This is a genomic window from Vibrio rotiferianus CAIM 577 = LMG 21460, from assembly GCF_002741985.1.
GTDB lineage: Bacteria > Pseudomonadota > Gammaproteobacteria > Enterobacterales > Vibrionaceae > Vibrio > Vibrio rotiferianus.
On record NZ_APHW01000111.1, the window covers coordinates 153767 to 166594 of the forward strand.

Annotated in this window: 17 protein-coding genes; 8 read left to right on the forward strand and 9 right to left on the reverse strand. The window is 44.2% G+C overall.

Translation table 11 applies throughout. The features are described from left to right. The first annotated feature begins 8 nt into the window (after positions 1-8). Entirely contained in the window at positions 9-317 is a 309-nt protein-coding gene (locus tag B853_RS25380) for a helix-turn-helix transcriptional regulator (protein WP_128827054.1), read from the forward strand. A gap of 50 nt (positions 318-367) precedes the next feature. Here B853_RS25380 and B853_RS25385 read toward each other — a convergent pair whose 3' ends face one another. Both B853_RS25385 and B853_RS25390 read right to left on the reverse strand, forming a co-directional pair. Then, positions 368-730 carry a VOC family protein gene (locus tag B853_RS25385; protein WP_038885548.1) on the reverse strand — a complete coding sequence of 121 codons (363 nt, stop codon included), beginning with the start codon at positions 728-730 and terminating at the stop codon, positions 368-370. Between the two features lie 81 nt (positions 731-811). Then, entirely contained in the window at positions 812-1678 is an 867-nt protein-coding gene (locus tag B853_RS25390) for a LysR family transcriptional regulator (protein ID WP_038885546.1), read from the reverse strand. 103 nt (positions 1679-1781) lie between these two features. Between B853_RS25390 and B853_RS25395 the strand changes: the two genes are divergently transcribed. Both B853_RS25395 and B853_RS25400 read left to right on the forward strand, forming a co-directional pair. Beyond that, entirely contained in the window at positions 1782-2393 is a 612-nt protein-coding gene (locus tag B853_RS25395) for a LysE family translocator (protein ID WP_038885545.1), read from the forward strand. 108 nt (positions 2394-2501) lie between these two features. Continuing rightward, positions 2502-2852 (forward strand): rhodanese-like domain-containing protein, encoded by a 351-nt coding sequence (locus B853_RS25400; RefSeq protein WP_038885543.1) that lies wholly within the window; start codon positions 2502-2504, stop codon positions 2850-2852. A 79-nt stretch (positions 2853-2931) separates the two neighbouring features. Here the strand turns inward: B853_RS25400 and B853_RS25405 are convergent, their stop codons facing one another. The 3 genes from B853_RS25405 to B853_RS25415 form a co-directional block, all read right to left on the reverse strand. Continuing rightward, entirely contained in the window at positions 2932-4014 is a 1083-nt protein-coding gene (locus B853_RS25405) for a protein kinase family protein (RefSeq protein ID WP_038885540.1), read from the reverse strand. Between the two features lie 128 nt (positions 4015-4142). Beyond that, on the reverse strand, positions 4143-5012 hold the full coding sequence (locus tag B853_RS25410; protein ID WP_038885539.1) for an SDR family oxidoreductase: 870 nt from the start codon (positions 5010-5012) through the stop codon (positions 4143-4145). 11 nt (positions 5013-5023) lie between these two features. After that, positions 5024-5617 carry a membrane protein gene (locus B853_RS25415; protein WP_038885538.1) on the reverse strand — a complete coding sequence of 198 codons (594 nt, stop codon included), beginning with the start codon at positions 5615-5617 and terminating at the stop codon, positions 5024-5026. Positions 5618-5763: 146 nt separating this feature from the next. Here B853_RS25415 and B853_RS25420 point away from each other — a divergent pair, with 146 nt between their 5' ends. Continuing rightward, positions 5764-6309: a TetR/AcrR family transcriptional regulator gene (locus tag B853_RS25420; RefSeq protein WP_038885537.1), complete on the forward strand. Its 546-nt coding sequence runs from the start codon at positions 5764-5766 to the stop codon at positions 6307-6309. Positions 6310-6439: 130 nt separating this feature from the next. Then, entirely contained in the window at positions 6440-7153 is a 714-nt protein-coding gene (locus tag B853_RS25425) for a hypothetical protein (RefSeq protein ID WP_050568978.1), read from the forward strand. A gap of 6 nt (positions 7154-7159) precedes the next feature. Here B853_RS25425 and B853_RS25430 read toward each other — a convergent pair whose 3' ends face one another. Continuing rightward, a complete protein-coding gene (locus B853_RS25430; protein ID WP_038885535.1) occupies positions 7160-8110 on the reverse strand; it encodes a LysR family transcriptional regulator in 951 nt (316 codons plus the stop codon). 189 nt (positions 8111-8299) lie between these two features. On the opposite strand from B853_RS25430, the gene B853_RS25435 reads away from it, so the two are divergent. Continuing rightward, positions 8300-9115: an enoyl-CoA hydratase/isomerase family protein gene (locus B853_RS25435; RefSeq protein ID WP_009700909.1), complete on the forward strand. Its 816-nt coding sequence runs from the start codon at positions 8300-8302 to the stop codon at positions 9113-9115. 76 nt (positions 9116-9191) lie between these two features. On the opposite strand, the gene B853_RS26145 is transcribed toward B853_RS25435, so the two are convergent. Beyond that, a complete protein-coding gene (locus tag B853_RS26145) occupies positions 9192-9362 on the reverse strand; it encodes a hypothetical protein (protein ID WP_164492041.1) in 171 nt (56 codons plus the stop codon). Positions 9363-9460: 98 nt separating this feature from the next. Here B853_RS26145 and B853_RS25440 point away from each other — a divergent pair, with 98 nt between their 5' ends. Next, positions 9461-10336: a LysR family transcriptional regulator gene (locus B853_RS25440; protein ID WP_038885533.1), complete on the forward strand. Its 876-nt coding sequence runs from the start codon at positions 9461-9463 to the stop codon at positions 10334-10336. A 252-nt stretch (positions 10337-10588) separates the two neighbouring features. Here the strand turns inward: B853_RS25440 and B853_RS25445 are convergent, their stop codons facing one another. Next, positions 10589-11128, reverse strand: coding sequence for an NADPH-dependent FMN reductase (locus tag B853_RS25445; RefSeq protein ID WP_038885531.1), 540 nt, complete (start codon positions 11126-11128; stop codon positions 10589-10591). 149 nt (positions 11129-11277) lie between these two features. On the opposite strand from B853_RS25445, the gene B853_RS25450 reads away from it, so the two are divergent. Next, positions 11278-12228, forward strand: coding sequence for a LysR family transcriptional regulator (locus tag B853_RS25450; protein ID WP_038885529.1), 951 nt, complete (start codon positions 11278-11280; stop codon positions 12226-12228). A gap of 116 nt (positions 12229-12344) precedes the next feature. Here B853_RS25450 and B853_RS25455 read toward each other — a convergent pair whose 3' ends face one another. Beyond that, the gene (locus tag B853_RS25455; protein WP_038885589.1) at positions 12345-12776 is read right to left on the reverse strand and encodes a VF530 family protein; all 432 of its coding nucleotides are present in this window, start codon (positions 12774-12776) and stop codon (positions 12345-12347) included. Between the last annotated feature and the right edge of the window lie 52 nt (positions 12777-12828).

Here is a 12828-nt window from a genome sequence, read left to right on the forward strand (position 1 = left end):
ACCACTTAGTGAGCTATATTGAAGCAAATCTCGATAGGGAATTATCAGCTAAAGAGCTCATTGAATTTGCAGCCATGAGCGAATCTAACCTACAGCGCAAATTCAAGACCACGCTCGGCTGCAGTGTTCAAAGCTATATTAGGAGAAGAAAATTGGAGGTTGCCCGTTTGAATCTAGAAATCGGTGCGGCAACGATTACGGAAGCAGCTTACAATGCGGGCTATAAACACCCTTCCAACTTTACCAATGCATTCAAAAAAACATTCGGTTACCCTCCTGCCGAAGTAAATGTTCAGCGCGGAGGAAAAAGAAACTGATGCAATATGGTGTCACGTTTAGATGACTCCCAATGGGCTTTAATTCTACGCTAGATATTCTGACCAATGCGCCACAGCACGCCGCTAGGATCGTGCAAACAGAACTCTCGCATCTTCCAAGGTTGATCAACCAGTTCCGTCATCTTGGCTCCGAATGACGCCAGAGCGACACTCGAAACATGTTCATGCCAACTGGCAACATCTTCCACCAGCAAATGCATCATGAAATTATTGCCGTGTTTTGGCTCATAAAAATCTTGCAGCAAGAATGAGCAACTGTCCTTGAAGAAGTACGCCACACCACCAAAATCCGAAGGCATCTCAAAACCCAACGCCTGATAAAAACGCTTTGATAGCTCATAATCTTTCGCTGGAACAAAAGATTTAATTTCTACAATATTGAGGTTTTCCATTTCCTAAGTTTCCATTGTGTAGCACGTATTCAACCACTTTAAGTAACTCAGCGCGCCCTGACTAGGGGCTCTCTTTATTTCTTAGGTGCAAGGCACACACTCCGCCATTTGGTTTTGCAGCCAAAGGACAAATTTATGCTCCAGTTCAGAGCGAGCCTTATCTTGAGTCAATAAAACATAGTCATGCCCTGACGGCACAAAACCAAATGGCGCGACGAGGTTGCCACGTTTGAGGTCATCCATCACCAGAGGATAAGAGCCCATCGCCGCACCTAAGCCATCCACCGCAGCTTGAATGCAGAAATAGAAGTGAGCGAAAGACTGTTCTGCTTTTCCGTTCATCGACGCTTCACCAGAGCGCTGAATCCATTCTTTCCAAGCTTCAGGCCTGGTTTGGCTGTGTAATAGCTTCACGGAGTTCAAATCACTTTTCACTTGCTGCCAGTAGTCAGGTGAAAACACTGGACCTACCCACTCTTCCACTAACTTGGTTTTTGGGTAGTGATACAAAGGTTCAAAGTCATCTCGACGAATTGCCATAGCAAGCCCTGTCGAGCCGAGCGTTACAGGTCCTCCCGCAGTCGAAAGCCGAACGTCTGCGTCACAACCATCATTAAACGCGGAAAGCCTTGGCATCAACCAACGCATGGTTAGCGTTGGCTCACAAGAGACTTCAAGGTATTGATGCTTCTCCTGCACTAGCTTGTTCACGCCAGTTTCCAACGCTTGGAATGCTTGCTCGGTATAACTTTTCAGCATCTCACCTTCTTTAGTGAGCAGCATATTGCGCCCCTGTTTGTAGAACAGAGGCTGAGCTAGATAGGTTTCCAACACTTTAATCTGCTTACTCACTGCGCCATGCGTAATATTGAGCTTGTTTGCTGCGTCACTAAAACTCGCAGACGATGCTGCGACATGGAAAACATGGAATGATTTAAGATGCCTCATCTGTGACTTTTTCTCACACTTAGCGGAATTTGTTTCGATTATAGTCTCCTAACTCTCGACCTACAATTGCCCCATTCATAACAACAAAGAAACAGGAAACACTATGGAGCTTTTCAGCCTTGCCTTATTAGGCATACTCATTGTCATCAGTCCCGGAGCCGATTTTGTATTAGTTCTTAGAAACAGCCTCAACAGAGGCAGACAAGCGGGAATTTGGAGTGCTATGGGCATTAGTCTTGCGATTTCGGTACACATTACCTATTCCTTGCTTGGTATCAGTTACTTAATTTCACAGAACGAATGGTTGTTCAGTTTGATTCGCTACCTAGGCGCGGCTTATCTGATCTATCTCGGATTGAAAGGTATTTTTGGGGCTGATTCTCAGCAGAAGATAGAGGGGGAAACACAAGAAAGCATCTCCATTTGGCAGTTCTTTTTCCAAGGCTTTTTGTGCAACGTACTTAACCCAAAAACCATGTTGTTCTTCTTGAGTATCTTTAGCCAAGTCATCGACCCAAATGCGGCATCGCAACACCTTGCTTTGGGTTACGGTGTCTACATGATTGCGCTACACGGGATTTGGTTTTCTATGGTTGCCATCTTGTTTACCTCACCGCGACTACAGAGCTTATTACTGCGCGTGAAACATAGGTTGAATCAAGCTTGTGGCGCTGGCTTATTGGTGTTTGGTGCCATGTTAGGGTTAAAGTCATAACACGCTGAGTTACGACATTTCGACCAATGCCACATCGAAGTTTGATAATCACACGTATAATCCTCGTCAAAACTGTTTAGGGCAATTGACCTTGAGGAAAGGAACTCAATGAAAAAACTACTTCCGATTGTATTCACTTGTTTGAGCTTAGCTTTCAGCGCGCCATCGGTATTGGCTTCTGAACGTGCAGAGCAGGGTTGGCAATGGATTGAGCAAGGCGCAATGATTGTCGATGTGCGTACGCCACAAGAGTTTGCCGATGGTCACTTAGACAACGCAGTTAACTTCCCGCTCTCAGAGTTAGGTAAACATTTTGCTAATGTCGATAAAGATACGCAAATCGTGCTTTACTGCCGCAGTGGGAATCGCTCAGGGCAAGCGTATCAGTACCTACAATCGCAAGGGTTTACCAACCTTCATAACGCAGGTGGTTTAGTTGAGATGCAACAAGCGAAGTAATGCCACTTAGCACCTGCCTACGCAATGGCATGGAAAAGCACACCTCTCGTGTGCTTTTTTGTTTTCTCGACGCCGAAAACTAAAGTTGGTACTGCAGCACCAATTCGTGTTTCTCTTGGTAGATTTGAATCAGTTCGGCTTTACTCTTAGCGGTATTTTGATAAAACAACGCACCTCCTTTAACCAACAAACCATAATGTTGCTGCAGCATATCTAAAACAAACTGCACACGTTTAATTGTGGTTGGCGTGCAACTTTTACCATCCAAATCATCTTCAATATCGAGCACATGCGAACGAAACATCTCAAGCGTGAAAAGATGTTCCAACTCAGCATCAGACTTTAGCGATGTTTGTATCTTTTCCATCGACGTTTGCACTCGCTCTACGATTTCTGGCACGGCATCGTTTTGAACTAACCAGTCCCGCTTGTATTCAAGCATCTTAAAGCCTTGTTGTTTCACGTTTTTGAATAGCTGCATTGCCTCTTTTCGGGAATAATCTTGCTCCAATAACCAACCAGAGAGAAAGCGCGTTTCGAATCGCTCACAAGCATCAAACAGAGGGTCATGCATACCATTGCTGTTGAACTCTCTTAACGGGTCAAACCGATACATATAACCAAAATCGAACAACTTTAGCTGACCTTGTTTATCCACCAGCAAGTTCCCTGAACACAAATCCCATTCAAACAACCCACTTCGCTCACAGACAAATAGAGTCGAGAATAGCTGCCCTAATAAGTCCTCAGTTAGGGCTTGAATTGACGAACCCTCAATCCAATCTGAAACAATGATCCCTAAACGATAATCAGCATAAACAGTCTCAACAATATGTTTAAAATCCTTAGTTAAATTCGGATTGTCTTTTTGAGTTTGAAAATCAAGACGGCGTTGAACTTCATTCAGAAAGGAGTACTGACCATCAGGGTTTTGCACTTTCGCCTGTGGGCGTTTTTTCTTGAGCGTATAGTCTCGTCCGCCGACACGAATATGAAATACCTGCGCCGTCAAACCACTTTCAAACGTTTCGACAACATACTCTGAGTCCGCTGTCGTTAACGCCAAGATTTCTGGTGGCAATGGACATTGATCCACATTGCCGACAATTAAGTTTTGATCACTTAAGTCAAATGCTTGCTGCTGTAATTGGCGTTGGTTCATGAAGTGCTCCCTGCTAACGATTCAGACATTGTTTACTTTATCGACAATGAAGCACATGACCTCCCCCTTTCTGACCAAAGTCATGGTTGAGTACTTGGGTGGAGTCCCGTTTAAATCGATGAACTGACTCAGATGTTGTCATCTTCAGAGAGCTTACGAAAGTAGTCTTCCAGTCGATGATGACCATAAGTCGGCGCGATATTGTCACCGCCTAACATGGTCAGGAAGAACTCAGCAGGACCGCCCCATTTCTCCGGCAAGTGACGTACTAACGACAGCCCGGCGGTGCGCAGGAAGTCCGGTAGGTGCGTATTTTTCTCCACTTTGTGTTGAGATTTGAACGCGAGCCAAGCAATATCATTGACTGACAACACATCTGGACCACCGACATCTAGTTCTGTGTCATTTCGTTCAATCGCTTCTACACAAAACCTCGCCAAGTCTTTTCCGTGAATGGGATTAAGCAAGTTTCCACCATCGCCAAAAGTAAACACTCGACCCGATTTCGCCATGCTGTACACCTCGGTAATATCAGAGAAAAAGCCATTCGGGCGAATCACACAAGGGGTTAATTTAGTTGATTGCAGAAGTCGACTCGCAAAGCGCTCTTTCGCCTCTAGCAGACGAACTTGAGGATATTTCTGAGCATTGAACGCAGAGATGTAAATGAATTTACCAACACCGGCTCGCTCTGCTTCTTCAAGCAAGTTCAAGTTTGCTTGGTAGTCGACATCCAAATAACCTAATCCATCTTGCTGGCGAGTAATGCCCAAGCATGAGATAACAACGTCCACACCCTCGCAAACGCCTTTTAGCTCATCGGGGTGAGTCACCTGGGCTTCTACTGCCTGCGACTCTTGTAGGCCCATCGCAAGGAGCTTGGTTTTGTTTCTTGCCAACGCTTTAAATTCGGCTTGCTGCTCCATCAGGGATTCAACAATATTCGAGCCTAAGTACCCCGTTGAGCCCGCAATTAAAATTCGAGGGTGCGTTTTCATAACATGACGTCCTATTCTTGCTCTGGTCGGTATGGCTCTTCACGCAATACGTGGCTCACCAATAACTTTAGGTAGAACAGTGGTAAAAACCATTCCAAACCTTGTAGTGCTTGTGCCCAGTAAATCGAAATAATCACACTCAGAGAATACAGGGTTAGCGCCACAGGGCGTTGTAAATACAACGGTGTTTTCATGACTAGGCTACATGCCAAGACCATGTAACCACCGATCACAACAATCCACATGATATCGAAGTTCAAGAACGCCCAGCTGTAGAGAGAAAGCTGCACGAAATGAGTCAGAATAAAGCTCATGTGCTGCTTAAAGCCTTGCCCTTCACGATGAAACCAGCGCTTTGCCGTAGACGTCGCATTGGTAATAATGCCGCCGATAATATCCACTGTGAGCAAACCCGCGATGACATATTGAGTCACAGACCAACCCAGTTGTGCAAAGTACGCATAAACCACCATGACAAAGCCAGCAGCAAAAGGAACATACAGCTGCAAATTCTTTTCTGCTTTCGTTGCGCCCGGACCAATCAGCTTGTCAACTCCACCCCAGAAACCCGCTCTTGCTTGAGGAACACTCCAATCAATTTTCATACTAAAACCTTATTTCGACCATCTGGTCTTTTTAAATTAGTACGCTTTGAGCACCAGGTAAAGATCTTTTTTGTCCAGTTGGTCTAAATAAAAGATCTTGTGTTATACTGCGAGGCATTGCGGTAACAAAAACTGAGAAGAAAACCATGCCGAAGATCGTCGATCATGAAAGCAGACGTAGAGAAATTGCCTTAAAAGCAACCGAAGTGTTCCTTGAGTTCGGTTACAAAAATATTGGTATGAGACAGCTGTGCGAACAGTTAGGAATGAGCAAAAGTGCGGTTTATCACTATTACAAAAGTAAGGATGAACTGTTCAAAGCCGCAACAGAGGCCATCGTCAACTTTGACGCAGAAGTGCTAGCAGACAGACCAAACTCAAGTGAAGCGAGTACAGAGCAACAAGTCGAAAACTTCGTATTGATCTTCCAACAAATGGCTCCGCGTTTCTTCCAAGAAATGAAGCTTGTCTCTGATTACATTGATGTGATTGGACAAGAAAACATTGCCACCGATCCATGCATGTTGCTTGCGAATCAAAAGTACATAACGATGCTAGAAAACTACGTTTCAGCGAAGCACAAAGAATCGCTTTATACCCTAATACTAGGGCTGCTGAACCATCAGTTGATGTTGGGTAAAGCGCTAGAAGTGGATTATGTTATTGAGCAGGTCGAACGGATACTTGGCTAGTATTCCACATACTAATCCATACTGTTTGTGTGTTAACTAGAAGAGCGTCGCATATTAAGATTTCTTGCTGGTAAATATGCCTCACGTCATCTACCAATAGGGTTTTATAAATTCTTAAGGAAGGGTGATTATGAGATGTATTGTCGTTCTTTTGGCTCTGTTTTCATTTTTCTCTAACGCTGCAACAAAAGAGTCTTTCATTGATAAAGGCCAGTTTAAGTATGTGCTTTATTCTGGCGTAGATGATTCCATTGTCGAACATATTAATCATCGACTTACGAGTAAAACTCCTCAGCTAATTACTGATTTTAAAGTAAAAGAAATGCCAGTGATTACGGTAAGGATCTGGAAAGACCGAAACCAATATTTAGCCTATCAAAAACATCTTTTAGGTCAGAGTTACCCTTGGTCTACGGGCTATATAAGCGAGAATGAAATATTACTCCGCGATACAGGTTCCCAAAGTACAATGGACACCGCATACCATGAATATGTACATCTAGTAACGACTGCAATAAACCCTAATATTATCAACAATCCAAGATGGCTCTGGGAAGCGATCGCTTGCTATGAAGCCGAAAAAGAATATGGCTGGCGTAAACCATCAACAAAAGAGGAATTTAGGCAATACGCAAAAATTCTTAAAGAAGGTAACGGTTGGGATAGCCAAGGAGCCGTGTACCGTATCGGTTATAGCATTGGTGAGTTTATCCAGCAAAGTTATGGTTCGGATGGGTTAATCACCCTTATTCAAACCAATGGTGACATCTCTAAAGTGACCGATAAACCGCTGGAACAAGTGTTTGATGAGTGGATTGAGTTTACCGAGAATAAGTACTACTAATGCTCTCTACTTCCCTCGCCCGTACATCTTGTCGAAGTTTGGGATGTTCTTCTCCCAAATGGGCGTCTCTTCTCCCACAATGGATTTGAGTGTGTCGATGAATAGCTTGGTTTTGATCGGCGCATCACGGTGTGGATAGACTGCATAGAAGGTGCCGAAATCATCAATATTCAAGTGCGTCATGATCGGCACCAACTTGCCTTGTTTGATTTCGTCTTGAACCATTTGTGCGGTCACCACAGCAAGCGTATTTCCTCCTGCTGCGCTTCTTGCCAACATTTCCACATCATTCACTTTATAAGCGACATTAAGCTGAAAGTGCTGTTGTTTACCTTGCTCATCTTGATAGCCAAATTTATCGAATAACAAGCCTGGAGCGGCGTAGATAGTGGCGGGTAGTGATTCCAATTTCTCCAAACTGTTTACGTCACCATGCTTTTCTAAAAACGCAGGGGCAGCAACAATCAACAGGCGACTCCGCGCAATCTTACGGGTAATCAAGCTTGAATTTTTAGGTCGTCCAATTCGGAAACCAATATCAAAACCCTCTTGCACCATATCCACCATGCGATCTTCTAAACGTAGTTCAAACTCCACATCTGGGTATTGTTGTTGAAACACCGAAATCGCATCTTGAACATATTGACGTCCGAACATGGTTGAACTGGTAATGCGCAAGACACCACGAGGCTCTTCGTGATAATTCTGCGCCAAACGGTGAGTATCACTGAGAAGTGTGCGAAGGGATTTGGCTTGGTTGACCATTTCATTCCCGGCCGCCGTCAATGATAAAGAGCGCGTAGTTCGGTTGAGCAATCGAACACCCAACTCATCTTCCAAACGGCTGATCTGTTTTGAGATCACCGAACGATCCACATTCTTCTGTTCTGATACCTTGGTAAACGAGCCAAGCTCGACCACTTCAAGTAACAGCAATAAACGACTAGAGAAATCCATAACGTCTTACCTAAAAAACCATTGTTGCTTTTATAGCACCAATTATATGCCATTTAGCTTATTTTTCTCATCTTATAACAAATCTATAGTAGCTGCACACAACGGGAGAGAGACAAACCTCCTCAATACCAAGCCAATAAATTCGCGTTACTGAGGTCCGCTGATCTTACTAACGCTGAGGAAACAGCTATGAAAACTTTATCAATCACACAACAAAATGGCATCGCTACTGTTGAAATCAACAACCCACCAGTGAACGTACTGACTATCGATTTGATTAATGAAATCAACGAATTTGTCCTATCACTTAAAGATGACCGCGATACGAAAGTAGTGGTATTCAAATCTCTTCATGAGTCTTTCTTCTTGGCGCATTTAGATTTGAACGTTATCAACGGCACACAAGGCGGTCAGGCAGCATCAATTGAATTCAACCACATGATTGCCAACATCAAAGCGATGAAACAAGTATCGGTTGCTGTGGTTGATGGTGTGGCTCGTGGCGGCGGTAATGAGTTTGTGATGGCGTGTGACTTGGCTTACGGCACTGAAAACGCAGCATTTGCTCAGCCAGAGATTCACGTCAACATCCCAACGGGTGGTCAAGGTGCGGTGCAGTTCGCTCGTCGCATGGGCAAAAACAAAGCACTTCAAGCACTGCTACTTGGTAACGACTTTACGGCACAACAAGCAGAGCAGTTAAACATCATTACTCAGTTTGTTCCTAAAGCAGAGTTAGATGGGTTCTTAGCGGCAACATTGGGCGTGATTAGCCAACTAGAAGTGCGTGACATTGTAATGTACAAAGAGATCATCGCAACCTCTATCAAAGATGAAGACGCAGGTGCAGAGCTAGAATTGCGTTACTTCTTAGAGCGCGCAAAAGAGCAAAAAACCGCAGCAATCATCGACGCGTTCCTAAAACACGGTGGTCAAACAGAGCGTGAAGCGAAAGACATCCAAGGCATCTTTGTGGATACCGCGGCTGAGCTAAACAAACAATAGAACTTAGTTCATCATCTACTTAGGTACCGACAGTCCGTTGGTGCCTTTATACTTATACCTTCTGGAAAAAGGTCTATTAGTCTTTTTCGAACGTCGCCACGGTCTTAATCACGCCAGACATCATTTCGTTAGCGTCTGATTTCTTAGCCGAACTTTGCATGGTTTGAGTGTTTTGACGCAAGCGTTCACGCAATGCTTCAAGTTCCTTTTGTGTATCCGATAATTCCGCAGATTGGTGGTTACTCATCTTATTCTCTACTTGTACTTAACGATTAATGGAGCGATTATCATCTAAACTTTTTATAAGATATAGTTAGCTACCATCTGAAAATTAGATACATCGTTATGTTCAATCTTCAACAACTTGAAACGTTAGTCATGTGCGTGGAGTGTGGTTCGTTTTCTGCGGCGGCAAGAAAGCTTGGGAAAGCACAGTCTGCGGTCAGTACTACGATTTCAAATTTGGAAATCGACACAGGGCTGACCATCTTTGATCGTACTTCTCGATTGCCTACCTTAACGGCACAAGGCGAGCGACTGCATGCTCAAGCCATCTCCTTGTTAGAGCATGCACAACACGTACAAAATATGCTGCAAACGTTCAATGTAGGAGTAGAAGATAGGATCTCGATAGGGATCAATGCGCTTTTGTTAACACCGCAATTTTTTGGCGTCATTGATGAGTTTTATCAGCAATTTCCGCACACCGAGCTCAATCTCAATGTCTTGAAAAACAATGACATTGCTGATGCCGTCGCGAGTAATGAAGTGGATATCGGTTTTATGCTGTGGGGCAGCATACAGCCTAAGAACGTGATTTTAGGTTCGATTGGTTACGTGCCGTTTTCTATCGCGGTGCATCAATCACATCCGTTATTGGCTGAGGAATCAGTTTCTTTTGAAGCGCTTAAAACGTATCGACAAATCGTATTAAAAGACTACCCTGCTCACTACAACGCGAACTTATCGAATTCACTGACCAAAGTGAATGACTTAGAAACGTTAGTAGAGTTGATTAAACTGAATAATAACTGGAGCTTGATACCTGACCACCTGTTTCAAAAGCACTCAGATATCGTTCCCCTTAAACTACAAGGGGAAGAGAAAGATTGGCTTTTACAAATTGACCGTGTGACGGGCAAAGCAAAGGAAGCAGGTCCTGTCATGCAGTGGCTTACTGAGCGTTGTTTGGATTTTTATCCTAGCGTACAGCCCAAGTAATAGATCGGAAAGCTAACTGCTAAATATTACGATTAAATTTAAATGTCATCAGCCGTATCTCGATACGTTTCGGATGACATTGTGCTCATTACTAATCAATGGTACTTGGCGAACCAAACCTATTCTCGGCCCACACTTCATTTTTGTGTCTTTATTTGGATACCAAACGCCTTGTTCTAATACCGCCATACCTTACCTACCTTTCTTGATTGGCTACCCTTATGAATCGCTACTTATGCGAGTACAGATAACTTACAGAGACTTCTCGAAAGAGGTCATTAACTCACTCAATTCCGCTGCGGTCGCTGTATCAAACTCACCCTCTTGGAACTTGTCGTAGAAGCCGCCTAGGCTGTATGTGCCTTTTACATCACCACCCCACCAAGGCATCAACTCAGCCATAGTTTTGATGTTAGTCGCGCCGCCGTTTGCACCCGGAGATGTGCTCACTAACAGAACTGGTTTCTTAGTGTCGCCAAAGAAAGACGTACCTTGAGGCGCAACGCGTGATAACCAGTCGATCGCATTTTTCAGGAATGCTGGCATTGAGCCATTGTGCTCTGGTGATGCAATGATGATCGCATCGTATTCATTTAACGTTGCACGCAGTTTGTGTACGTTTTCTGGAATGCCCTGACCTTCAACGTCCAAACCGTACATTGGTAGTTCAAAGCCGTTTAGGTCAATGGTCTTTACTTCTGTTTGTTGAGCTTGGTTTGCCAACGCTTGAACCAATAGGCTATGGATTGATTGGCTGTTGTTGCTACCAGTAAATGCGACGATCTTTTTCATAGTGGAATCCTAATTACGTTTGCCCCTACTTATGTCGGGCACTCAGTGAATGAGGTGATATTAATTAACTCCCACTAGTGAATAAACACTATAATAGTGGCTATATAGTTCACCATTAGTGAACAATAAAAACATGAGGAAACTAATGCGTGGATAAGATCAGAGCATTAACCGTATTTCGTCGAGTGGTGGAGCTAGGTAGCTTCGTCGCGGCAGCAGAAGATTTAAACCTCTCTAAAGCAGCAATAAGTAAGAACATCAATGAATTAGAGAGCTATTTGAAAAGCCCTTTGATTAACCGCACGACGCGTAACTTGCACATTACCGATAATGGTCAGCTCTATTATCAGCAAGTGTGTCAGGTTCTCGATGCACTCAACAACGCAGACCGCTCGGTGATTGAGTCTTCCCACACATTAAAGGGCACGCTAAAAATCAGCATGCCGATGTCATTAGGGTTGATTGAGCTGAATCCCATCATCTGCGAGTTTATGAAGCTGCATCCAGAACTGTCCATCGAAGTGGTGATGAGTGATGAACATATTGATTTGATTGAGCAAGGGGTCGATATTGCCATTCGTGGAGGAGGCGAATTGGGTAACTCTAGCCTACGCTCGCGCAAACTATTGGATATTCGTCGTGTACTTTGCGCTTCCCCTCAATACCTTGAAGAATCGCAGCCGTTTCAATCACCAAGTGACGTTATACACCATCGTTTACTTAGCTATAGCCTCTCTTCAACGTCTCGCCGCTGGACATTTCAAAATGGCAGTGAGGTACTGGAAGTTGATCTGCCTGCGAGTGTTTACATCGTCAACAGCGGTTTGGCGCTCACCCAAGCGGCATGCGCAGGGCATGGGGTTGCGCTATTGCCAGACTTCTTTGTTGAGCCTCAGTTAGCATCCGGTGAATTGGTTGAGATTACCCCTGAATGGCAGATGGAAAAGCACGCGCTGTATATCGTTTACCTTTATCACAAAGAGCAGTCTCAAAAGCTGAGGGCATTTATTGATTATGTGGTGGAGAGCTTCCAAACGCGATTTAAGCGTCAGTCAGATCCACAGCAGATGTACTCTTCGATTATTAAGCTAGGGTCTTGAACAAAAGATTTAGCCAAAGAACAGGCAGCAAAAAAGCCAAACTGGGTAGTTTGGCTTTTCATCAAGATCATCCTTGTACCTAAGCACCAGCCTACAGGAACAAGAGAACTAAAAGTTTATCGACGGCGGTTGTTAAAACGAGCGCGATCTGCACGCTGTTTAGACGAACGCTCTTTGTGTGCAGACGCAGCCTTCGCTTGTGAAGCCAGAATCGATTCAACCGTCAGTTCCATTGGCTCACGCGGTTCCAATCCATGACGGAAAGTACGTGCACGTGGTGGCAGGTTGTACTCGTATTCAGACGCCTTTGGCATACGCTTGTAGCGGTATAGGTAGAAGTTTTCTACACGCTCACGAGCCCATTCTGTTTTCTTCAGGTATTTAACACTGCTCGCAATGCTTGGCTTGGTGTTGAAACAGTTCATACGCATTGCTGTGTCGAGAATTTCCCAACCGTAATGGTCAACAAGCTGCTGCAACATGTCTTCTAATTTAAGACCGTGCAGAGGGTTGTTCTTCTGCAGTTCAATACGTTCTTCGTCGGTCATAAATTCATGGCTCATGAACGGCTCCTTAATTATGGGTAGCGAGCATGGTACT